The organism is Sporichthya brevicatena, assembly GCF_039525035.1.
Lineage (GTDB): Bacteria > Actinomycetota > Actinomycetes > Sporichthyales > Sporichthyaceae > Sporichthya > Sporichthya brevicatena.
On sequence record NZ_BAAAHE010000010.1, the window covers coordinates 66,257 to 87,107 of the forward strand.

The window sequence follows — 20,851 nt, forward strand, 5'->3', positions numbered from 1 at the left end:
GACCCACGGGAGGCTCCGGCCCTCCGTGCACCCCCGAAGACAGTGCGCACGTACCTGAAGAACAAGTCCTGAAGGAGAGTCCAGTGGCGAAGGCCAAGTTCGAGCGGACCAAGCCTCACGTCAACATCGGCACGATCGGCCACATCGACCACGGGAAGACGACTCTGACCGCGGCGATCACCAAGGTGCTGCACGACCAGTACCCGGACCTGAACCCGTACACGCCGTTCGACGAGATCGACAAGGCGCCGGAGGAGAAGGCCCGCGGCATCACAATCTCGATCGCCCACGTCGAGTACCAGACCGACGCTCGCCACTACGCGCACGTCGACTGCCCCGGCCACGCCGACTACATCAAGAACATGATCACCGGTGCGGCCCAGATGGACGGCGCGATCCTCGTCGTCGCCGCCACCGACGGCCCGATGCCGCAGACCAAGGAGCACGTGCTCCTGGCCCGCCAGGTCGGTGTCCCGGCGATCGTCGTCGCCCTCAACAAGTCCGACATGGTCGACGACCCCGAGATCATGGAGCTCGTCGAGCTCGAGGTCCGCGAGCTCCTGTCGACCTACGAGTTCGACGGCGACAACCTCCCGGTGGTTCCGGTCTCGGCGCTCAAGGCCCTCGAGGGCGACCCGAAGTGGGTCGAGAGCGTCCAGAACCTGATGAAGGCGGTCGACGAGTCGATCCCGCAGCCGGAGCGCGAGATCGACAAGCCGTTCCTCATGCCCGTCGAGGACGTCTTCACCATCACCGGTCGCGGCACCGTCGTCACCGGTCGCATCGAGCGTGGCGTGCTCAAGGTCAACGAGCAGGTCGACATCATCGGCATCCGGCCGGAGAAGCAGTCGACGACCGTCACCGGTATCGAGATGTTCCGCAAGCTGCTCGACGAGGGCCAGGCCGGTGAGAACGTCGGTCTGCTCCTCCGCGGCATCAAGCGCGAGGACGTCGAGCGCGGCCAGGTCATCATCAAGCCGGGCAGCACGACCCCGCACACCGAGTTCGAGGCCCAGGTCTACATCCTGAGCAAGGACGAGGGTGGCCGGCACACGCCGTTCTTCCAGAACTACCGGCCGCAGTTCTACTTCCGCACCACGGACGTCACCGGCGTCGTCGAGCTGCCCGAGGGCACCGAGATGGTCATGCCGGGTGACAACACCCAGATGAAGGTGACGCTGATCCAGCCGATCGCCATGGAGGAGGGCCTCAACTTCGCGATCCGCGAGGGTGGCCGCACCGTGGGCGCCGGCAAGGTCATCAAGATCCTCAAGTAGTACTTCGCTCCGGGGCCCGCGCTCTCTGCGGGCCCCGGAGCATGTACGACCCGCCTCGATTTGGTGCTGGCGGGCGCATCGGGCAGACTACGCAGGTTGCCCGCGCCCCGACACACCCGACCGCGGGGGTCGGCAACCTCGACTTTTCGCACGTACAGCAGACTGAAGGACGGCGACCCTGCCATGGCGGGACAGAAGATCCGCATTCGGCTCAAGGCCTATGACCACGAGGTCATCGATTCCTCGGCGCGCAAGATCGTCGACACGGTGACGCGTACTGGTGCGCACGTGGCCGGCCCGGTGCCGTTGCCGACCGAGAAGAACGTGTTCTGCGTGATTCGGTCGCCGCACAAGTACAAGGACTCGCGCGAGCACTTCGAGATGCGCACGCACAAGCGCCTCATCGACATCCTCGACCCGACGCCGAAGACCGTCGACTCGCTCATGCGGCTCGACCTGCCGGCCGGCGTCGACATCGAGATCAAGCTTTAGACCCGGAGGGGAGGCATCACCATGAACGTTCGCGGACTGCTGGGCGAGAAGCTGGGCATGACCCAGGTCTTCGACGCCCGCGGGCGGGTCGTCCCCGTCACCGTGGTCAAGGCGGGCCCGTGCGTGGTCACCGCCGTCCGTTCCCCGGAGGGTGACGGCTACTCCGCGGTCCAGCTGGGCTTCGGGGAGGTCGACCCGCGCAAGGTGAACAAGCCGGAGGGCGGTCACTTCCGCAAGGCCGGGGTCACCCCGCGCCGGCACGTGGCCGAGATCCGCACCGACGACGCGGGCAGCTACGAGGTCGGCCAGGAGCTGACCGTCGAGGTCTTCGCCGAGGGCGCGCTGGTCGACATCGTCGGCACCAGCAAGGGCAAGGGCACCGCCGGTGTCATGAAGCGGCACGGCTTCCGCGGCCTGGGGAGCTCCCACGGCACGCAGCGCAAGCACCGCTCGCCGGGTTCGATCGGCGCCTGCGCCACCCCGGCGCGCGTGTTCAAGGGCCTGCGGATGGCCGGCCGGATGGGCAACGTCCGGACCACCACCCAGAACCTGACCGTGCACTCGGTCGACCCCGAGAACAACCTGATCCTCGTCAAGGGCGCGGTCCCCGGTCCCGCCGGCGGCCTCGTGCTCGTCAAGACGCCCGCCAAGGGCAACCCCTCGAAGGGTGAGCTGAAGTGAGCTCCGGCACCCAGTCCGTTGATGTCGTCTCGCCGGACGGCAGCAAGTCCGGCAGCGTCGAACTCCCTGCGGAGATCTTCGACGTCACCGTGAACATCCCGCTGATCCACCAGGTCGTGGTGGCGCAGCAGGCCGCCGCGCGTCAGGGCACGCACAAGACCAAGACCCGCGGCGAGGTCTCCGGTGGTGGCAAGAAGCCGTACCGCCAGAAGGGCACCGGTCGCGCCCGTCAGGGCTCGACCCGCGCGCCGCAGTTCACCGGCGGTGGCGTCGTGCACGGTCCCGTGCCGCGGGACTACTCGCAGCGGACCCCGAAGAAGATGAAGGCCGCCGCCCTGCGCGGTGCCCTCACCGACCGGGCCCGCGGCGGCAAGGTGCACGTCCTCTCCTCGCTCGTCGCGGGGGAGACCCCGTCGACCCGCGCCGCGGTCGAGGCCCTCTCCCACGTGGGTGACGCCGGCAAGGCGCTGGTGGTCGTCGAGCGCACCGACCTGGTCGGCTGGAAGAGCGTTCGCAACGTCCCCGGCGTCCACGTCATCGCCCCGGACCAGCTGAACACCTACGACGTCCTCTGCGCGGACGACATCGTCTTCACGCAGGGCGCCCTCGAGGCGTTCCTCGCGGGCGGGAAGAAGGAGGCGTCGGCATGAGCTCGACCTACAAGGACCCGCGCGACATCCTGCTCGCGCCCGTGATCTCCGAGAAGAGCTACGGCCTTCTCGACGAGAACAAGTACACGTTCCTGGTGCACCCGGACGCCAACAAGACCGAGATCAAGATCTCGGTCGAGAAGGTCTTCGGCGTCAAGGTGACCGGGGTCAACACCATCAACCGGCAGGGCAAGCGCAAGCGCACCCGCTTCGGCTACGGCCAGCGCAACGCCACCCGCCGCGCGATCGTGACGGTTGCCGAGGGCGACCGGATCGACATCTTCGGAGGGCCGGTCAGCTAGCCATGGGTATCCGTAAGTACAAGCCGACCACGCCGGGTCGCCGCGGCGCCTCCGTCGCCGACTTCGTCGAGATCACGCGCTCCACGCCGGAGAAGTCGCTGGTCCGCCCGCTGCACAGCAAGGGCGGCCGCAACAACGCCGGCCGGATCACCACCCGGCACCAGGGTGGCGGCCACAAGCGCGCCTACCGCGTCATCGACTTCCGTCGGGCCGACAAGGACGGCGTGCCGGCCAAGGTCGCGCACATCGAGTACGACCCGAACCGCACCGCGCGCATCGCGCTGCTGCACTACGCGGACGGGGAGAAGCGCTACATCATCTGCCCGACCAAGCTCAGCCAGGGCGACCGCATCGAGACCGGTCCCGGGGCGGACATCAAGCCCGGCAACAACCTGCCGCTGCGCAACATCCCCGTCGGTACGGTCATCCACGCCATCGAGCTCCGGCCCGGCGGCGGCGCGAAGATCGCCCGCTCGGCCGGGACCAGCGTCCAGCTCGTGGCCAAGGAGGGGCGCTTCGCGCAGCTCCGCATGCCGTCGGGCGAGATCCGCAACGTCGACGCGCGCTGCCGCGCGACCGTCGGCGAGGTCGGCAACGCCGAGCAGTCGAACATCAACTGGGGCAAGGCCGGCCGCATGCGGTGGAAGGGCAAGCGCCCGACCGTCCGTGGTGTCGTGATGAACCCGGTCGACCACCCGCACGGTGGTGGTGAGGGCAAGACCTCCGGTGGTCGCCACCCGGTCAGCCCGTGGGGCAAGCCCGAGGGCCGTACCCGCGCCGACAAGAAGGCCAGCGACTCGATGATCGTCCGTCGTCGCAAGACCGGAAAGGGTCGTAAGTAATGCCCCGCAGCCTGAAGAAGGGCCCCTTCGTCGACGGCCACCTCGCCAAGAAGGTCGAGGTGCAGAACGAGAAGGGCACCAAGAACGTCATCAAGACCTGGTCGCGCCGGTCGATGATCGTGCCCGAGATGCTCGGTCACACGATCGCCGTGCACGACGGCCGGAAGCACGTCCCGGTCTTCGTCACCGAGTCGATGGTCGGTCACAAGCTCGGCGAGTTCGCGCCGACCCGGACGTTCCGCGGTCACGAGAAGGACGACCGCAAGTCCCGCCGCCGCTAAGAACCGCCGAGAGCTGAGTAGAGAGAACTGAGGGATAGCGATGGCATCCACATTGAGTGGGGGCAGGCCCGACAGCGCGGTTGCGCGCGTCCGGCACCTGCGAATCGCGCCGATGAAGACTCGTCGTGTCGTCGACATGATTCGCGGGCTCCCGGCCGCCGAGGCGCAGGCGCTGCTCGCGTTCTCGCCGCAGGCCGCGAGCGAGCCGGTCGGCAAGGTGCTCGCCAGCGCCATCGCGAACGCGCAGAACAACTTCAACCTCGACCCGCGGACGCTGGTGATCAGCGAGGCGTACGTGGATGAGGGCCCGACGATGAAGCGGTTCCGGCCGCGCGCCCAGGGCCGCGCCTACCGCATCCGCAAGCGCAGCTCGCACGTGACGATCGTCGTCACGTCCGAGTCCAAGGGAGGGACCCGATAGTGGGCCAGAAGGTCAATCCGCACGGGTTCCGGCTCGGCATCACCAGCGAGTTCAAGAGCCGCTGGTACGCCGACAAGCTCTACGCGGACTACGTGAAGGAGGACGTGGCGATCCGCCGCATGCTCACCAAGGGCATGGAGCGGGCCGGCATCTCCAAGGTCGAGATCGAGCGCACCCGCGACCGGGTCCGCGTCGACATCCACACCGCGCGTCCGGGCATCGTCATCGGCCGTAAGGGCGCGGAGGCGGACAACATCCGCACGCGTCTGGAGAACCTCACCTCGAAGCAGGTTCAGCTCAACATCCTCGAGGTGAAGAACCCCGAGGTCGACGCGCAGCTCGTCGCGCAGGGTGTGGCCGAGCAGCTCGCCTCCCGCGTCGCGTTCCGTCGTGCGATGCGCAAGGCGCTGCAGTCGGCCACCAAGGCCGGCGCCAAGGGCATCCGGGTGCAGTGCTCGGGCCGTCTCGGTGGCGCCGAGATGTCGCGCTCGGAGTTCTACCGCGAGGGTCGCGTCCCGCTGCACACGCTGCGCGCGGACATCGACTACGGCTTCTTCGAGGCGCGCACGACCTTCGGCCGCATCGGCGTCAAGGTGTGGATCTACAAGGGTGACGTCACCGGCACCCGCGCCGAGCGCGAGGCCCAGCAGCGCGCCGCGGCCGCCGCCGGTGCCCGTAGCCGCCCGGACCGTCGTCCGCGCCGCGGCGAGCGTCCCGGCCGTGGCCCGGCCGTCGAGTCGGCGCCCGCCACCGAGCCCACTGCCACCACCACGGCTCCGGCCGAGGCCGCGTCCGCGCCCGAGGGCGCGGGAGGGGAGAGCTGAACCGTGCTGATCCCACGTCGCGTCAAGCACCGTAAGCAGCACCACCCGGACCGCCACGGCGCGTCCAAGGGCGGCAACACGATCGCGTTCGGTGACTTCGGCATCCAGGCTCTCGAGCCGGCCTACGTGACCAACCGCCAGATCGAGTCGGCCCGTATCGCGATGACCCGTCACATCAAGCGTGGCGGCAAGGTCTGGATCAACATCTACCCGGACCGCCCGCTCACCAAGAAGCCCGCCGAGACCCGCATGGGTTCCGGTAAGGGTTCGCCGGAGTGGTGGGTCGCGAACATCAAGCCGGGTCGTGTCATGTTCGAGCTGTCCGGTGTTCCGGAGCCCGTCGCTCGCGAGGCCATGCGCCGCGCGATCCACAAGCTTCCGATGAAGTGCCGGTTCGTCACCCGCGAGGGGGTGCAGGGCTGATGGCTGACGAGAAGCAGGTCACCAACAAGGCCGCCGCCGCGCTGCGTGAGCTCGACGACGCCGAGCTGCTCAGCAAGCTCAAGGAGGCCAAGGAGGAGCTGTTCAACCTCCGCTTCCAGGCCGCCACCGGTCAGCTCGAGAGCCACGGCCGGCTGCGTGCGATCAAGAAGGAGATCGCGCGGATCTACACGACGATGCGGGAGCGCGAGCTCGGCATCACGACGTTCGAGGGCGTTGCCTGATGAGTGAGTCCACCCAGCGCGGCTTCCGCAAGGTCCGTGAGGGCCTCGTGGTCAGCGACAAGATGCAGAAGACCGTCGTCGTCGCCGTCGAGGACCGGGTCAAGCACCCGCTCTACGGCAAGGTCATCCGCCGCACCAACAAGCTGAAGGCCCACGACGAGAACGACGAGGCCGGCGTCGGCGACCGCGTTCTCCTCGCCGAGACCCGGCCGCTGTCCGCCACCAAGCGGTGGCGCGTGGTCGAGATCCTCGAGAAGGCCAAGTAAGCGCGCACGGCAGCAAGGCCCACCGCAAGCCACCAGCAAGCCAGTTCCGCAAGGCTCGGCAGCACGCCGAGAACCAGCGCGACAACCAGGAGTAGGCAGTGATCCAGCAGGAGTCGCGACTGCGCGTCGCCGACAACACGGGTGCGAAGGAACTTCTCTGCATCCGCGTTCTCGGTGGCTCCGGTCGGCGCTACGCGGGCATCGGCGACATCATCGTCGCCACCGTCAAGGACGCGATCCCGGGCGGCGGGGTGAAGAAGGGCGAGGTCGTGAAGGCGGTCGTCGTCCGGACCACCAAGGAGCGTCGCCGTGGCGACGGCTCCTACATCCGCTTCGACGAGAACGCGGCCGTGATCATCAAGGACGGCGGGGACCCGCGCGGCACCCGCATCTTCGGCCCGGTCGGGCGCGAGCTGCGGGACAAGCGCTTCATGCGCATCATCTCGCTCGCTCCGGAGGTGCTCTGACCTATGAAGATCAAGAAGGGCGACACCGTCCAGGTGATCTCGGGCAAGGACCGCGGCGTCCGCGGCCGGGTCATCCAGGCCTACCCCGAGGCTGACAAGGTCCTCGTCGAGGGCGTGAACCGCATCAAGAAGCACACCAAGGTGACCACCGGTCTCCGCGGCGCGCAGAGCGGCGGCATCGTCACGCAGGAGGCACCGATCCACGTCTCCAACGTGATGCTCGTCGACCCCGAGGACCACCTGCCCACCCGCGTCGGCTACCGCCGCGACGAGGAGGGCCGCAAGGTCCGGGTCTCCAAGCGCACGGGGAAGGACATCTGATGACGGCCACCGAAGAGCGCGTCGAGAAGATTCCGGCCCGCCTCAAGCTGCGGTACCGCGAGGAGATCGTCCCGGCGCTGCAGAGCGAGTTCGGCTACGCGAACGTCATGCAGATCCCGCGGCTGGTCAAGGTCGTGGTGAACATGGGCGTCGGCGAGGCCGCTCGCGACTCCAAGCTGATCGACGGCGCCGTCCGCGACCTCGAGGCCATCACCGGCCAGAAGCCGCAGGTCACCAAGGCCCGCAAGTCGATCGCGCAGTTCAAGCTCCGCGAGGGCATGCCGATCGGCGCGCACGTCACGCTGCGCGGCGACCGCATGTGGGAGTTCACCGACCGCCTGCTGTCGATCGCGCTGCCCCGCATCCGCGACTTCCGCGGTCTGTCGCCGAAGCAGTTCGACGGCCGCGGCAACTACACGTTCGGTCTGAACGAGCAGTCGATGTTCCACGAGATCGACCAGGACAAGACGGACCGCGTGCGCGGCATGGACATCACGGTGGTCACGACCGCCACCAACGACGACGAGGGTCGCGCACTGCTGCGTCACCTCGGCTTCCCGTTCGCCGAGTCGCGGTAAGGAGACCGACCCATGGCCAAGAAGTCTTTGATCGCGAAGGCGGCGCGCAAGCCGAAGTTCGCCGTGCGTGGCTACACCCGCTGCCAGCGCTGCGGGCGCCCGCACTCCGTGTACCGCAAGTTCGGCCTCTGCCGCGTGTGCCTGCGCAACATGGCGCACCGCGGTGAGCTGCCCGGCGTCACCAAGAGCAGCTGGTAAGGGGGAGCCGACATGACGATGACTGACCCGATCGCGGACATGCTCGCGCGCCTGCGCAACGCGAACACCGCGTACCACGACACCGTGTCGATGCCCTACAGCAAGATCAAGGCGCACATCGCCGAGATCCTGCAGCAGCAGGGCTACATCGCCGGCTGGACCGTCGACGAGGTCGAGGGCGTCCCCGGCAAGCGCCTCACGCTCGAGCTGAAGTACGGCCCGAGCCGGGAGCGTGCGATCGCCGGCCTGCGCCGCATCTCGAAGCCGGGCCTGCGCGTGTACGCCAAGTCGACGAACATGCCCAAGGTCCTCGGTGGCCTCGGCGTGGCCATCATTTCGACGTCGTCCGGCCTGCTGACCGACAAGCAGGCCGTCAAGCAGGGTGTGGGCGGGGAAGTCCTCGCCTACGTCTGGTAACGGGAGGAGGAGCACCACATGTCGCGAATCGGCAGGCTTCCGATCCCGGTCCCGTCCGGCGTCGAGGTGACCATCGCGGGCTCGGAGATCACGGTGAAGGGCCCCAAGGGCACCCTCACGCACACCGTGGTCTCGCCCATCACGGTCGAGAAGGGTGAGGACGGCGTCCTCACCGTCACGCGCCCGGACGACAACCGGGACTCGCGGTCCCGGCACGGTCTGACCCGCACGCTGATCAACAACATGGTGATCGGCGTGACCCAGGGCTACGAGAAGAAGATGGAGATCGCGGGCGTCGGCTACCGCGTCCAGCCGAAGGGCTCCGGTCTGGAGTTCGCGCTGGGCTACAGCCACCCGGTCCCCGTCGAGGCGCCTCCCGGCATCACCTTCGCCGTCGAGTCCCCGACCAAGTTCTCGGTCGCGGGCATCGACAAGCAGCTCGTCGGTGAGGTCGCCGCGAACATCCGCAAGCTGCGCAAGCCCGACCCGTACAAGGGCAAGGGTGTGCGCTACGCCGGCGAGGTCATTCGCCGCAAGGTCGGAAAGGCTGGCAAGTAGCCATGGCTGTCAGCGTCAAGATCGGCAAGGGCATCTCCCGCAAGGGGGTGGCCCGCAAGCGCCGTCACCTTCGGGTCCGCAAGAAGGTTTCCGGCACGGCGACGCGTCCGCGTCTCGTCGTGAACCGGTCCAGCCGCCACATGGTGGCGCAGGTGGTGGACGACACCGCCGGCGTGACCCTGGCGTCGGCGTCGACCATGGACGCCTCGCTGCGGACCGCAGCCGGCGACAAGACGGAAAAGGCGCGCAAGGTCGGCGAGCTCGTCGCCGAGCGCGCGAAGGCCGCGGGAGTCTCTGCGGTGGTCTTCGACCGGGGTGGCAACCGCTACCACGGCCGGATCGCCGCGCTCGCCGACGGTGCCCGCGAGTCTGGATTGGAGTTCTGATGCCCGGTCAACAGCGTCGAGGCCCCGGTGGCGGGGCCGGCGGCGGCCAGGGCGGTGGCGGCGACCGTCGCGACCGTCGCGACGACCGTCGCGGCGGCGGCTCGCAGGAGAAGAGCGCGTTCGTCGAGCGCGTCGTCGACATCAACCGTGTCGCCAAGGTCGTGAAGGGTGGCCGGCGCTTCAGCTTCACCGCGCTGGTCGTCGTCGGCGACGGTGACGGCACCGTGGGCGTCGGCTACGGCAAGGCCAAGGAGGTGCCCGCGGCGATCGCCAAGGGTGTCGAGGAGGCCAAGAAGAACTTCTTCAAGGTCCCGCGGATCCAGGGCACCATCCCGCACCCCGTCCAGGGTGAGAAGGCCGCCGGCGTGGTCATGCTGCGTCCGGCCAGCCCGGGTACCGGCGTCATCGCCGGCGGTGCGGTCCGCGCCGTCCTGGAGTGCGCCGGGGTCCACGACATCCTGAGCAAGTCGCTGGGGTCGGACAACTCGATCAACATCGTTCACGCAACGGTCGACGCGCTGCGCCGGCTGGAGAAGCCGGAGGCGGTGGCGGCCCGTCGTGGCCTGCCCCTGGAGGACGTCGCCCCGCCGGCGATGCTCCGCGCCCGGGCGGCGGGAACGGGGGCCTGAGATGGCTCAGCTGAAGATCACCCAGGTCCGCTCCGCCATCGGCGGCAAGCAGAACCAGCGCGACACCCTGCGCTCGCTCGGCCTCCGCAAGATCTCCCAGGAGGTCATCCGCGAGGACGACCCCGTCACGCTCGGCATGATCAACGCCGTGCGGCACCTCGTCACGGTAGAGAAGGTCTAGGTCCATGACGCTCAAGGTTCACCACCTGCGCCCGGCCCCGGGTGCCCACAAGCCGAAGACCCGCGTGGGTCGCGGTGAGGGCTCCAAGGGCAAGACGGCCGGTCGCGGCACCAAGGGCACCAAGGCCCGCTACCAGGTTCCGGCCCGGTTCGAGGGTGGGCAGATGCCGCTGCACATGCGGCTGCCCAAGCTGCGCGGCTTCACCAACCCGTTCCGCACCGAGTACCAGGTCGTCAACCTCGACAAGCTGGCGGCGCTCTACCCGTCCGGCGGCGAGGTCACGGTCGAGGACCTGGTCGCCAAGGGTGCGGTCCGGAAGAACTCCCCGGTCAAGATTCTGGGAACAGGGGAGGTCTCCGTGGCGCTGCAGGTGACGGTGCACGCGGTCTCGGGTTCGGCTCGCGAGAAGATCACGGGCGCCGGCGGCACGGTCACGCCGCTCGCCTGAGCGGTCCGTGAGTTAGCCTCCGTACGAGTCCCGACCCCGCCAGGCCGCACACCCGCCCCGTAAGTCCGCGCAGGAGGAAACGTGCTCACCGCGTTCGCGCAGGCGTTCCGTACGCCTGACCTGCGCAAGAAGCTGTTGTTCACCCTCGGCATCATCCTGCTGTTCCGGCTGGGTTCGCAGGTGCCGACGCCGGGGGTGGACACCCAGGCCATCAACACCTGCCTGGAACCGGCGCTGGACGAGGGCGGGATCTACGGCCTGATCAACCTGTTCTCGGGTGGCGCGCTGCTGCAGCTCGCCATCTTCGCGCTCGGGATCATGCCGTACATCACGGCGAGCATCATCATCCAGCTGCTCGTCGTGGTCATCCCACGCCTGGAGACCCTCAAGAAGGAGGGCCAGGCCGGCACCGCGAAGCTCACGCAGTACACCCGGTACCTCACGATCGCGCTCGCGATCCTGCAGTCCACCGCCCTGATCGCGATCGCGCGTCAGCCCGGGCGACTGCTCCAGGGCTGTGACCTGCCGCTGATCCACGAGGACATCGGCTGGTTCGGGATCGTCACGATGGTCTCGATCATGACCGCCGGCACCGGCGTGATCATGTGGATGGGCGAGATGATCACGGACAAGGGCGTCGGCAACGGCATGTCCGTCCTGATCTTCACGCAGATCGCCGCGACCTTCCCGCAGCAGCTGTGGCAGATCAAGGTCGTCGAGGGCTGGTTCGTCTTCATCTGCGTCTGCGCCGCCGGCCTCGTGCTCGTCGCCGCGGTCGTGTTCGTCGAGCAGGCGCAACGCCGCATCCCGGTGCAGTACGCCAAGCGGATGATCGGCCGCCGCATGTACGGCGGGACCAGCACCTACATCCCGCTCAAGGTCAACCAGGCCGGCATCATCCCGGTCATCTTCGCCTCGTCGCTGCTCTACCTGCCGGCGCTGGCGACCCAGATCTCGGACGACAAGAACAGCGGCTGGGCCCTCTGGATCCAGAAGTACTTCACGACCGGGGACCACCCGCTGTACATGGCCTCGTTCTTCATCCTGATCGTCTTCTTCGCCTTCTTCTACGTCGCGATCACCTTCAACCCGAAGGAGCTCGCGGACAACATGAAGAAGTACGGCGGCTTCATCCCCGGCATCCGGGCCGGCCGCCCGACCGAGGAGTACCTCGACTACGTGCTCAACCGGATCACCACCGCGGGTGCGCTCTACCTGGGCGTCATCGCGCTCATCCCGATGGTGGCGATCGGCATTCTCGGCAGCAGCGCGACGCAGCAGTTCCCGTTCGGTGGTGCGAGCATCCTCATCATCGTCGGGGTCGGCCTGGACACCGTGAAGCAGATCCAGAGCCAGCTGCAGCAGCGCAATTACGAGGGATTCCTGCGGTAGATGCGCATCGTCCTTGTGGGTCCCCCAGGAGCGGGGAAAGGCACCCAGGCGGAGTTCATCGCGGCACACCTGTCGATTCCGAAGATCTCGACGGGCGACATCTTCCGCAAGAACGTCAGCCAGGGGACGCCGCTCGGCGCCGAGGCCAAGAAGTACATGGATGCCGGTGACCTCGTCCCGGACGAGATCACCATCGCCATGGTGAAGGACCGCATCAGCGAGCCGGACGCGGTGAACGGGTACCTGCTCGACGGGTTCCCGCGGAACGTCGCCCAGGCCAAGGTCCTCGACGCGATGCTCGACGACATGGGCAGTGGCCTGGACATGGTCATGGAGCTCGTCGTCGACGACGAGGAGGTCGTCCGCCGCCTCGCCGGGCGACGCACCTGCCGGGACTGCGGTCAGATCTGGCACGTCGAGTTCGACCCGCCCGCCGTCGAGGACGTCTGCGACCGGTGCTCGGGCGAGCTGTTCCAGCGCGACGACGACAAGGAAGCGACCATCCGGCACCGGCTGGAGGTCTACAACGAGCAGACCGCGCCGATCGTCGACTACTACGCCGACCGCTCGATCCTCGTCGGGGTCGACGCGACCGGCACGGTCGAGGACGTCACCGAGCGAGCGATCGGCGCGCTGCACCGCATGGAGAGCTGAGGGGCCGACGTGTTCCGACGGCGACGCGCCATCGAGTACAAGACGCCTGAGCAGATCCAGAAGATGCGGGTGGCCGGCCTGCTCGTGGGGGAGACCCTCGAGCTGCTGCGCAGCAGCATCGAGCCGGGCATGACGACCAAGGACCTCGACGCGATCGCGGAGAAGAACATCCGCTCCGCGGGCGGCATCCCGTCCTTCATCGGGGTCCCGGGTGGTCCCGGGGTCCCGGACTTCCCGGCGACGCTGTGCACCTCGGTCAACGACGAGGTCGTCCACGGCATCCCGGGCCCGCGGGTGATCCGGGACGGCGACGTCGTCTCGATCGACTGCGGCGCGATCGTCGACGGCTGGCACGGCGACGCGGCGATCACGATCCCGGTCGGGGACGTGGCGCCGGAGCACCTCGAGCTGCTGCGCGTGTGCGAGGAGTCGCTGTGGCGGGGGATGGCGGCGGCCACCCTCACCGGCCGGATCAACGACATCGGTGACGCGATCCAGGACTACGTCGAGAGCCAGGGCGACTACGGGATCGTCGAGGAGTACGTCGGTCACGGCATCGGCAGCGAGATGCACATGGCGCCCCAGGTGCCGAACTACTCCGTGGCCGACAAGCTGGAGAAGATCCGTCCGGGTCTGGTCCTCGCCGTCGAGCCCATGATCAACCTCGGGGACCGCCGGACCCGGACGCTCGCGGACGGCTGGACCGTCAGCACCGTCGACGGGAAGTTCTCCGCCCACTTCGAACACACGTTCACCGTCACCGACGACGGGCCGTGGGTGTTGACCGCCCTCGACGGGGGAAAGGAACGAATCGGTGCAATTCGGGCGGCCGCTCCCGCCTGACCGGCACCGGCCCGATTTCGCCCTGCCGACACGAGTGACGTAGACTCGCCCGTCGGCCCCCGGAACGATCACTGCCGTGGGCTGTTCATGCGTGACAGCACCCAAGTACGAGACCGAAACGCGGAGGCTATGCCGAAGAAGGATGGTGCCATCGAGATCGAGGGCACGGTTGTCGAGTCGCTCCCGAACGCCATGTTCCGGGTCGAGTTGGACAACGGCCACAAGGTCCTGGCGCACATCAGCGGCAAGATGCGGATGCACTACATCCGGATCCTGCCGGACGACCGGGTTGTCGTGGAGCTCTCGCCCTACGACCTGACCCGGGGTCGGATTGTCTACCGCTACAAGTAACCGTCGGGGGCGCTGCCCCGGACAACCCCCGAAGGACGAACAGAGGCCATGAAGGTCAACCCGAGCGTGAAGAAGATCTGCGACAAGTGCAAGGTGATCCGCCGGCACGGTCGCGTCATGGTCATCTGCGAGAACCTGCGCCACAAGCAGCGCCAGGGCTGATTCACCCCGCTGCGCATCGACGGCGACCCAGTCGCTGAACCCCCGGCACGGAGGCCGGGGCCGGGACTTCCACCCGGACCGATGTGCTCAGACCTCCGTCGAAGTTGAAGGAAGTACCTCGTGGCACGCCTTGTCGGCGTCGACCTCCCACGCGAGAAGCGTCTGGAGATCGCGCTCACCTACATCTACGGCATCGGCCGCACCCGCGCGCAGCAGACCTGCGCCGGCACGGGCATCGACCCGAACATGCGCGCCAAGGACCTCGGCGACGAGGAGCTGGTGAAGCTCCGCGACTGGATCGAGGCGAACTACAAGACCGAGGGTGACCTCCGTCGTGAGGTTGCCGCCGACATCCGTCGCAAGGTGGAGATCGGTTGCTACCAGGGGCTCCGGCACCGCCGCGGCCTGCCCGTGCACGGCCAGCGCACGCACACCAACGCCCGTACCCGTAAGGGCCCGCGCCGCGCCATCGCCGGCAAGAAGAAGCCCGGAAAGAAGTAGGACAGTGGGGGCTCCGCCCCCACGCCCCCCGGCTTCCTCAGCCTCGATTCCCAGTCCTCGTAGGAGCATTCAGTGCCACCCCAGTCACGCAAGCAGGGCGCCAAGAAGGTCCGGCGCAAGGAGAAGAAGAACGTCGCTCACGGGCACGCCCACATCAAGAGCACGTTCAACAACACGATCGTCTCGATCACCGACCCGAACGGGAACGTGATCTCCTGGGCCAGCGCCGGCCACGTGGGCTTCAAGGGCTCGCGCAAGTCGACGCCGTTCGCCGCGCAGATGGCCGCCGAGTCGGCCGCCCGTCGCGCGCAGGAGCACGGCATGCGCAAGGTCGACGTGTTCGTGAAGGGCCCGGGCTCGGGCCGCGAGACCGCGATCCGTTCGCTCCAGGCCACCGGCCTCGAGGTCGGCTCGATCCAGGACGTCACGCCGTCGCCCCACAACGGCTGCCGCCCGCCGAAGCGTCGCCGCGTCTGACATCCCGTCACGCGGCTGTCACAGCACCACCTAGTTCGCGACTTCATATAGCGGTCGTCGCGGAAAGGCAGTACCCATGCTGATCGCACAGCGCCCCACCCTCTCCGAAGAGGTCGTCTCCGAGCACCGCTCCCGGTTCGTCATCGAGCCGCTGGAGCCGGGCTTCGGCTACACCCTCGGCAACTCCCTGCGCCGCACGCTGCTGTCCTCCATCCCGGGGGCGGCCGTGACGAGCATCCGCATCGACGGCGTGCTCCACGAGTTCACGACGGTGCCGGGGGTCAAGGAGGACGTCACCGACCTGATCCTGAACATCAAGGAACTGGTCGTCTCCTCCGAGCACGACGAGCCGGTCGTCATGTACCTGCGCAAGCAGGGCCCGGGCGACGTCACCGCCGGTGACATCCAGCCGCCGGCCGGCGTCGAGGTCCACAACCCCGAGCTCGCGCTCGCCACGCTCAACGGCAAGGGCAAGCTCGACATGGAGCTCACCGTCGAGCGCGGTCGTGGCTACATCTCGGCGCAGCAGAACAAGCAGGCGGGCCAGGAGATCGGCCGCATCCCGGTCGACTCGATCTACTCGCCGGTCCTCAAGGTCACGTACAAGGTCGAGGCGACCCGTGTCGAGCAGCGCACGGACTTCGACCGGCTGATCGTCGACGTCGAGACCAAGCCGTCGATGCTGCCGCGCGACGCGATGGCGTCCGCCGGTAAGACCCTCGTCGAGCTGTTCGGCCTCGCCCGCGAGCTGAACGTCGACGCCGAGGGCATCGACATGGGCCCGTCCCCGACGGACGCCGCCCTGGCCGCCGACCTCGCGCTCCCGATCGAGGAGCTCGAGCTGACGGTCCGGTCGTACAACTGCCTGAAGCGCGAGGGCATCCACTCGGTCGGCGAGCTCGTCTCCCGCTCCGAGGCGGACCTCCTCGACATCCGCAACTTCGGTGCCAAGTCCATCGACGAGGTCAAGGCCAAGCTCCACGGCATGGGTCTTGCTCTCAAGGACAGCCCGCCCGGGTTCGACCCGAGCACCGTCGTCTCCGACTTCTCGCTGGACGACGACGACCAGGGCTACGCGGAAACCGAGCAGTACTAGTCACATTGCGGCCTGCGGCCGCGTCGCGCGAGCGGCGCGGCCGTCTCCGCGGCTCGCAACACCGGTAAGTTCGCACCAAGCACCACCGGCGGGCACATCCCGCCACCCCCACGGCCCGTGGAGCGGCGTGGGGCGTAATCCCTCCGAGTGAAAGCAGAAGAACATGCCTCAGCCGACCAAGGGTCCCCGCTTCGGCGGCAGCGCGTCGCACGAGAAGGCGCTCCTCGCGAACCTCGCGACCGCGCTGTTCGAGCACGGCCGGATCACCACCACCGAGGCGAAGGCGCGTCGGCTGCGCCCGGTCGCGGAGCGCCTGATCACCAAGGCGAAGCGCGGCGACCTCCACAACCGCCGTCTGGTCATGCGCACCATCCGCGACAAGTCCGTCGCGCACGTGCTGCTCACCGAGATCGGTCCGCGCTACGAGAACCGGCCGGGTGGCTACACCCGCATCACCAAGCTCGGTCCGCGCAAGGGTGACAACGCCCCCATGGCGGTCATCGAGCTCGTCGAGCCGCTGACGGTGGCTCAGACCGCGGTGGGCGAGGCCGAGGGCGCGACCAAGCGCGCGGCCAAGGAGAAGGCGGCTGCCCCGGCTCCGGCGCCGGCGGTCGAGGAGACCGCGGCGGAGGAGACTCCGGTGGTCGAGGCCGACGAGACCCCGGCCGAGGGCGAGACCTCGGACCAGGTCGCGGCCGCGGACGAGACCGCGCAGGCCGAGGGCGACGACGACGCCACCGCCGAGGACAAGTCCTGACCCAGACGAACGCCGCCGACGCCCCCGCCCTCTCCGAGGGTGGGGGCGTTCGCGTTCGGCTCGCGATCGCCTACGACGGCACGGACTTCTCCGGCTGGGCGGTGCAGGACGGCCGGCGCACCGTCGCCGGGGTGCTCGCGGGCGCCCTGGCGACCGTGCTGCGCCTGCCGGCTCCGCCGCTGCTGACCGTCGCCGGCCGCACCGACGCGGGGGTGCACGCCCGGGGCCAGGTCGCCCACGTGGACGTGCCGGTCGCCACCTGGGAAGCCGTCCCGGGCCGGATGCGGGCCACGCCCGGCGAGGCCCTGGTCCGGCGGCTGGCGGGACTGCTGCCCCACGACGTCCGCGTCTTCGCGGCTGCGCCCGCCCCGCCCGGCTTCGACGCCCGCTTCGGCGCGCTCTCCCGCCGCTACGCCTACCGCGTGGGGGACGCCCCCGGCGGCGTCGACCCGCTGCGCCGGCTCGACGTGCTCTGGCACCCGCGGGAGCTCGACGTCGCGGCGATGGACGCGGCCGCGCGGCATCTGACGGGGGAGCACGACTTCGCCGCGTTCTGCAAGCTGCGCGAGGGTCAGTCGACGGTGCGCCGCCTGATCCGGTTCGGCTGGTCCCGCGTGACCGAGGGGCCCGAGGCCGGGCTGCTCGTCGCCGACGTCGAGGCGGACGCGTTCTGCCACCACATGGTCCGCGCGCTCGTGGGGGCCAGCTTCGCCGTGGGGGAGGGCCGCCGCCCCGTCGAGTGGCCGGCCGCGGTGCTCGCGTCGGGGGAGAAGGACTCCGCGGTCCAGGTCGTCCCCCCGCACGGGCTGACGCTGGAGGAGGTCCGCTACCCCGCGGACGCCGACCTCGCCGCCCGCGTCGCAGAAACCCGTCGCCCGCGGGGCTGACGGTCCGCCAGACTGCGCGCTGTGGGACACGTCGACGTCAGCCGCCTCCAGCACCGCCTGCCCGACGGGCGGCTGCTGCTCGACGAGGTCTCCTTCCGCGTCGGTGACGGGGCGAAGGTGGCGCTGGTCGGGGCCAACGGTTCCGGCAAGACGACGCTGATGAACCTGATCGCCGGGGACCTCGACCCCCAGGCGGGCACGGTCACGCGCAGCGGCGGGCTCGGGGTGATGCGGCAGTTCATCGGCCATCGCGACCGTGCGGAGGACGGCGCCGGCACCACGGTGCGGGACCTGCTGGTCTCGGTCTCGCCGCCCCGGGTGCGCGCGGCCGCCGCCGAGCTCGACGCCGCCGAGCTGCTCATGATGGAGCGCGACGACGAACGGACCCAGCTGCGCTACGCCCAGGCCCTCGCGGACTGGGCCGACGCGGGCGGCTACGAGGCCGAGGTGCTCTGGGACGTCTGCACCCAGGCGGCGCTCGGGACGCCGTACGAACGGGCCCAGTGGCGGGATCTCGCGACGCTGAGCGGCGGTGAGCAGAAGCGCCTGGCCCTGGAGGCGCTGCTGCGCGGCCCGGACGAGGTCCTGCTGCTCGACGAGCCCGACAACTACCTCGACGTGCCCGGCAAGCGCTGGCTGGAGGACCAGCTGGCCGCGACGGCGAAGACCGTCCTGTTCGTCAGCCACGACCGTGAGCTGCTGGCGCGGACGGCGAACCGGATCGTCACGGTCGAGGGCGGCTCGGCGTGGGTGCACGGCGGCGGCTTCGACAGTTATCACCAGGCCCGGCTGGACCGGCACACCCGGCTCGACGAGCTCCGCCGCCGCTGGGACGAGCAGCGCGAGCGGCTGCGCCAGCAGATGCTGTTCTACAAGAACAAGGCGGCCTACAACTCCGACATGGCCAGCCGGTACCAGGCCGCGATCAAGCGTCTGGAGCGCTTCGACGCGGCCGGCCCGCCGGAGGAACGCCCCCGCGAGCAGAACGTCACGATGCGCCTGCGCGGCGGCCGGACCGGCGTCCGTGCTGTGATCTGCGAGCGCCTGGAGCTGACCGGGCTGATGCGCCCGTTCGACGCCGAGTTCTGCTACGGCGAGCGGATCGCGGTCCTCGGGTCCAACGGGTCCGGCAAGTCGCACTTCCTGCGGCTGCTGGGGGCGCTGCCCGACGGGGACGGCGGCGTCGCGCACACCGGCGTCGCCCGGCTCGGCGCGCGGGTCGTGCCCGGGCACTTCTCCCAGACCTCCGACCACCCGGAGTTCGCCGCCCGCACGCTCGTGGAGATTCTTGCCGAGCAGGCCCTGCCCCGGGGCGAGGCGATGGGGGCGCTGCGCCGCTACGAGCTGCACCAGGCCGGTGACCAGCTGTTCCGGACGCTCTCGGGCGGCCAGAAGGCCCGGTTCCAGATCCTGCTGCTGGAGCTCGCCGGGGCCACGCTCCTGCTGCTCGACGAGCCCACCGACAACCTCGACGTGGACTCGGCGGAGGCCCTGGAGGAGGGGCTGGCGAGCTACTCGGGCACCGTGGTGTCGGTCACGCACGACCGCTGGTTCGCCCGCTCGTTCGACCGTTTTCTGGTCTTCGGATCGGACGGCGTCGTCCACGAGTCGGCGGAGCCGGTCTGGGACGAGGCCCGGGTGGTCCGTGCCCGCTGAGCGCGGGGCGGTCCCCGGTTTTGCTCGGGGCGCAGCCGCCGGGTAGGCTGGCCCGTCGTTGCGGAGCGCCTGTAGTTCTCTGTGGCGCCGCACCACCGGTGGGTCCGGTAGGACCCGACTCCGACCCCGCGAACCGAAGGCTTTTCACGTGCGCACGTACAGCCCTAAGCCCGGCGAGATTCAGCGCCAGTGGCACGTCATCGACGCCACGGACGTCGTGCTCGGCCGGCTGGCCAGCCAGACCGCCCAGCTGCTGCGCGGGAAGCACAAGCCGACCTTCGCGCCGCACGTCGACACCGGTGACTTCGTCGTGATCATCAACGCGGCGAAGGTCTCGCTCTCCGGCGACAAGCTCAACCAGAAGAAGGCGTGGCGCCACTCCGGGTACCCGGGCGGTATCCGCGGCGTCGCCTACTCCGAGCTCCTGGAGACCAGCCCCCGCAAGGCCGTCGAGAAGGCCGTCAAGGGCATGCTCCCGCACAACTCGCTGGGCCGCGCCCAGCTCCGCAAGCTGAAGGTCTACGCCGGGCCGGAGCACCCGCACCAGGCGCAGCAGCCCGTTCCGTTCGAGATCACGCAGGTGAGCCAGTGAGCACCGAAGCCGCCGAGACCCCCGAGGTCGCCGACCTCGAGGAGAACGCGCCCGAGTCCTACACGACCGAGTCCGCGCCCACGATCACCCCGGTCTCGAACATCGAGCCCGGCGCGGCGACCGGTCGTCGCAAGGAGGCGGTCGCCCGCGTCCGCATCGTGCCCGGCACCGGCAAGTGGAAGATCAACGGTCGCGACCTCGAGAACTACTTCCCGAACAAGGTCCACCAGCAGATCGTCAAGGAGCCGCTGGTCAGCCTCGGGCTCGAGAACAGCTACGACGTCTTCGCCCGGATCCACGGCGGCGGCGTCTCCGGCCAGGCCGGCGCGCTGCGCCTCGGCGTCGCCCGCTCGCTGAACGAGGCCGACGCCGAGCACAACCGCCCGACGCTGAAGAAGGCCGGCTTCCTCACCCGTGACCCTCGCGCCACCGAGCGCAAGAAGTACGGCCTGAAGAAGGCCCGCAAGGCTCCGCAGTACTCGAAGCGGTAATTCGAGCGTTTCGTCACGACCCGTGTCCCCGAGATGGGGCGCGGGTCGTGTGCGTTTCCGGCCCCGTGCGCCATCGTGTACGCGATCATGGCCGGGTTCGGCCGCAGG

General features: G+C 69.2%; 35 protein-coding genes. All 35 read left to right on the forward strand.

All coding sequences use genetic code 11. The features are described 5' to 3' along the window. The first annotated feature begins 83 nt into the window (after positions 1–83). The 35 genes from tuf (at position 84) to rpsI (ending at position 20,743) form a co-directional block, all read left to right on the forward strand. Complete coding sequence (gene tuf, locus ABD401_RS07125; RefSeq protein WP_344603063.1) at positions 84–1,277, forward strand: elongation factor Tu; 1,194 nt, start codon at positions 84–86, stop codon at positions 1,275–1,277. 183 nt (positions 1,278–1,460) lie between these two features. Beyond that, positions 1,461–1,769, forward strand: a complete 309-nt coding sequence (gene rpsJ / locus ABD401_RS07130) for a 30S ribosomal protein S10 (RefSeq protein WP_019875546.1) — start codon at positions 1,461–1,463, stop codon at positions 1,767–1,769. A 21-nt stretch (positions 1,770–1,790) separates the two neighbouring features. Continuing rightward, a complete protein-coding gene (gene rplC, locus ABD401_RS07135; protein WP_344603066.1) occupies positions 1,791–2,450 on the forward strand; it encodes a 50S ribosomal protein L3 in 660 nt (219 codons plus the stop codon). After that, entirely contained in the window at positions 2,447–3,100 is a 654-nt protein-coding gene (gene rplD, locus ABD401_RS07140) for a 50S ribosomal protein L4 (RefSeq protein WP_344603068.1), read from the forward strand. The genes rplC and rplD overlap by 4 nt, the downstream gene beginning before the upstream one ends. Further along, positions 3,097–3,402, forward strand: a complete 306-nt coding sequence (gene rplW, locus ABD401_RS07145; protein WP_019875549.1) for a 50S ribosomal protein L23 — start codon at positions 3,097–3,099, stop codon at positions 3,400–3,402. The genes rplD and rplW overlap by 4 nt, the downstream gene beginning before the upstream one ends. 2 nt (positions 3,403–3,404) lie before the next feature. Continuing rightward, a complete protein-coding gene (rplB, locus tag ABD401_RS07150) occupies positions 3,405–4,244 on the forward strand; it encodes a 50S ribosomal protein L2 (protein ID WP_344603070.1) in 840 nt (279 codons plus the stop codon). Then, a complete protein-coding gene (gene rpsS / locus ABD401_RS07155) occupies positions 4,244–4,525 on the forward strand; it encodes a 30S ribosomal protein S19 (protein WP_344603072.1) in 282 nt (93 codons plus the stop codon). Before rplB ends, rpsS begins: the two co-directional genes overlap by 1 nt. Before the next feature lie 40 nt (positions 4,526–4,565). Continuing rightward, positions 4,566–4,946: a 50S ribosomal protein L22 gene (rplV, locus tag ABD401_RS07160; RefSeq protein ID WP_344603074.1), complete on the forward strand. Its 381-nt coding sequence runs from the start codon at positions 4,566–4,568 to the stop codon at positions 4,944–4,946. Next, on the forward strand, positions 4,946–5,770 hold the full coding sequence (rpsC, locus tag ABD401_RS07165) for a 30S ribosomal protein S3 (RefSeq protein ID WP_019875553.1): 825 nt from the start codon (positions 4,946–4,948) through the stop codon (positions 5,768–5,770). Before rplV ends, rpsC begins: the two co-directional genes overlap by 1 nt. Positions 5,771–5,773: 3 nt before the next feature. Continuing rightward, complete coding sequence (rplP, locus tag ABD401_RS07170; RefSeq protein WP_344603077.1) at positions 5,774–6,193, forward strand: 50S ribosomal protein L16; 420 nt, start codon at positions 5,774–5,776, stop codon at positions 6,191–6,193. Beyond that, positions 6,193–6,435, forward strand: coding sequence for a 50S ribosomal protein L29 (rpmC, locus tag ABD401_RS07175; protein ID WP_344603079.1), 243 nt, complete (start codon positions 6,193–6,195; stop codon positions 6,433–6,435). Before rplP ends, rpmC begins: the two co-directional genes overlap by 1 nt. Beyond that, positions 6,435–6,701, forward strand: a complete 267-nt coding sequence (gene rpsQ, locus ABD401_RS07180) for a 30S ribosomal protein S17 (protein ID WP_344603081.1) — start codon at positions 6,435–6,437, stop codon at positions 6,699–6,701. The genes rpmC and rpsQ overlap by 1 nt, the downstream gene beginning before the upstream one ends. Before the next feature lie 98 nt (positions 6,702–6,799). Beyond that, positions 6,800–7,168, forward strand: a complete 369-nt coding sequence (gene rplN, locus ABD401_RS07185) for a 50S ribosomal protein L14 (protein ID WP_344603083.1) — start codon at positions 6,800–6,802, stop codon at positions 7,166–7,168. A 3-nt stretch (positions 7,169–7,171) separates the two neighbouring features. Next, positions 7,172–7,489: a 50S ribosomal protein L24 gene (gene rplX, locus ABD401_RS07190; RefSeq protein WP_019875558.1), complete on the forward strand. Its 318-nt coding sequence runs from the start codon at positions 7,172–7,174 to the stop codon at positions 7,487–7,489. Further along, positions 7,489–8,067, forward strand: coding sequence for a 50S ribosomal protein L5 (gene rplE, locus ABD401_RS07195; protein WP_344603086.1), 579 nt, complete (start codon positions 7,489–7,491; stop codon positions 8,065–8,067). The genes rplX and rplE overlap by 1 nt, the downstream gene beginning before the upstream one ends. 12 nt (positions 8,068–8,079) lie before the next feature. Further along, positions 8,080–8,265, forward strand: coding sequence for a type Z 30S ribosomal protein S14 (locus ABD401_RS07200; protein ID WP_344603088.1), 186 nt, complete (start codon positions 8,080–8,082; stop codon positions 8,263–8,265). A gap of 12 nt (positions 8,266–8,277) precedes the next feature. After that, a complete protein-coding gene (rpsH, locus tag ABD401_RS07205; protein WP_344603090.1) occupies positions 8,278–8,682 on the forward strand; it encodes a 30S ribosomal protein S8 in 405 nt (134 codons plus the stop codon). An 18-nt stretch (positions 8,683–8,700) separates the two neighbouring features. Next, entirely contained in the window at positions 8,701–9,240 is a 540-nt protein-coding gene (gene rplF / locus ABD401_RS07210) for a 50S ribosomal protein L6 (RefSeq protein WP_344603092.1), read from the forward strand. Between the two features lie 2 nt (positions 9,241–9,242). After that, positions 9,243–9,626 carry a 50S ribosomal protein L18 gene (gene rplR, locus ABD401_RS07215; RefSeq protein WP_019875564.1) on the forward strand — a complete coding sequence of 128 codons (384 nt, stop codon included), beginning with the start codon at positions 9,243–9,245 and terminating at the stop codon, positions 9,624–9,626. Next, complete coding sequence (gene rpsE, locus ABD401_RS07220) at positions 9,626–10,255, forward strand: 30S ribosomal protein S5 (protein WP_019875565.1); 630 nt, start codon at positions 9,626–9,628, stop codon at positions 10,253–10,255. Before rplR ends, rpsE begins: the two co-directional genes overlap by 1 nt. Position 10,256: 1 nt before the next feature. Further along, entirely contained in the window at positions 10,257–10,436 is a 180-nt protein-coding gene (gene rpmD, locus ABD401_RS07225) for a 50S ribosomal protein L30 (RefSeq protein ID WP_344603095.1), read from the forward strand. A 4-nt stretch (positions 10,437–10,440) separates the two neighbouring features. Next, entirely contained in the window at positions 10,441–10,884 is a 444-nt protein-coding gene (gene rplO, locus ABD401_RS07230) for a 50S ribosomal protein L15 (RefSeq protein WP_344603097.1), read from the forward strand. A gap of 81 nt (positions 10,885–10,965) precedes the next feature. Beyond that, positions 10,966–12,276 carry a preprotein translocase subunit SecY gene (gene secY, locus ABD401_RS07235; RefSeq protein ID WP_344603099.1) on the forward strand — a complete coding sequence of 437 codons (1,311 nt, stop codon included), beginning with the start codon at positions 10,966–10,968 and terminating at the stop codon, positions 12,274–12,276. After that, positions 12,277–12,930, forward strand: coding sequence for an adenylate kinase (locus ABD401_RS07240; protein ID WP_344603101.1), 654 nt, complete (start codon positions 12,277–12,279; stop codon positions 12,928–12,930). A 9-nt stretch (positions 12,931–12,939) separates the two neighbouring features. Beyond that, entirely contained in the window at positions 12,940–13,773 is an 834-nt protein-coding gene (gene map, locus ABD401_RS07245) for a type I methionyl aminopeptidase (protein ID WP_344603103.1), read from the forward strand. A 129-nt stretch (positions 13,774–13,902) separates the two neighbouring features. After that, positions 13,903–14,124: a translation initiation factor IF-1 gene (gene infA / locus ABD401_RS07250; RefSeq protein WP_019875571.1), complete on the forward strand. Its 222-nt coding sequence runs from the start codon at positions 13,903–13,905 to the stop codon at positions 14,122–14,124. Between the two features lie 48 nt (positions 14,125–14,172). Further along, positions 14,173–14,286, forward strand: a complete 114-nt coding sequence (gene rpmJ / locus ABD401_RS07255; protein ID WP_018682809.1) for a 50S ribosomal protein L36 — start codon at positions 14,173–14,175, stop codon at positions 14,284–14,286. A gap of 120 nt (positions 14,287–14,406) precedes the next feature. Beyond that, entirely contained in the window at positions 14,407–14,787 is a 381-nt protein-coding gene (rpsM, locus tag ABD401_RS07260; protein WP_344603108.1) for a 30S ribosomal protein S13, read from the forward strand. A 72-nt stretch (positions 14,788–14,859) separates the two neighbouring features. Beyond that, complete coding sequence (gene rpsK, locus ABD401_RS07265; protein ID WP_019875574.1) at positions 14,860–15,264, forward strand: 30S ribosomal protein S11; 405 nt, start codon at positions 14,860–14,862, stop codon at positions 15,262–15,264. A gap of 76 nt (positions 15,265–15,340) precedes the next feature. Then, positions 15,341–16,360 carry a DNA-directed RNA polymerase subunit alpha gene (locus ABD401_RS07270; RefSeq protein ID WP_344603111.1) on the forward strand — a complete coding sequence of 340 codons (1,020 nt, stop codon included), beginning with the start codon at positions 15,341–15,343 and terminating at the stop codon, positions 16,358–16,360. Between the two features lie 163 nt (positions 16,361–16,523). After that, the gene (rplQ, locus tag ABD401_RS07275; protein WP_344603113.1) at positions 16,524–17,117 is read left to right on the forward strand and encodes a 50S ribosomal protein L17; all 594 of its coding nucleotides are present in this window, start codon (positions 16,524–16,526) and stop codon (positions 17,115–17,117) included. Beyond that, positions 17,114–18,004, forward strand: coding sequence for a tRNA pseudouridine(38-40) synthase TruA (gene truA / locus ABD401_RS07280; protein ID WP_344603202.1), 891 nt, complete (start codon positions 17,114–17,116; stop codon positions 18,002–18,004). Before rplQ ends, truA begins: the two co-directional genes overlap by 4 nt. 21 nt (positions 18,005–18,025) lie before the next feature. After that, a complete protein-coding gene (locus tag ABD401_RS07285; RefSeq protein WP_344603115.1) occupies positions 18,026–19,660 on the forward strand; it encodes an ABC-F family ATP-binding cassette domain-containing protein in 1,635 nt (544 codons plus the stop codon). A gap of 148 nt (positions 19,661–19,808) precedes the next feature. Then, positions 19,809–20,252 carry a 50S ribosomal protein L13 gene (gene rplM / locus ABD401_RS07290; protein ID WP_019875579.1) on the forward strand — a complete coding sequence of 148 codons (444 nt, stop codon included), beginning with the start codon at positions 19,809–19,811 and terminating at the stop codon, positions 20,250–20,252. Next, positions 20,249–20,743 carry a 30S ribosomal protein S9 gene (gene rpsI, locus ABD401_RS07295; RefSeq protein WP_344603118.1) on the forward strand — a complete coding sequence of 165 codons (495 nt, stop codon included), beginning with the start codon at positions 20,249–20,251 and terminating at the stop codon, positions 20,741–20,743. The genes rplM and rpsI overlap by 4 nt, the downstream gene beginning before the upstream one ends. The last annotated feature ends 108 nt before the right edge of the window (positions 20,744–20,851 follow it).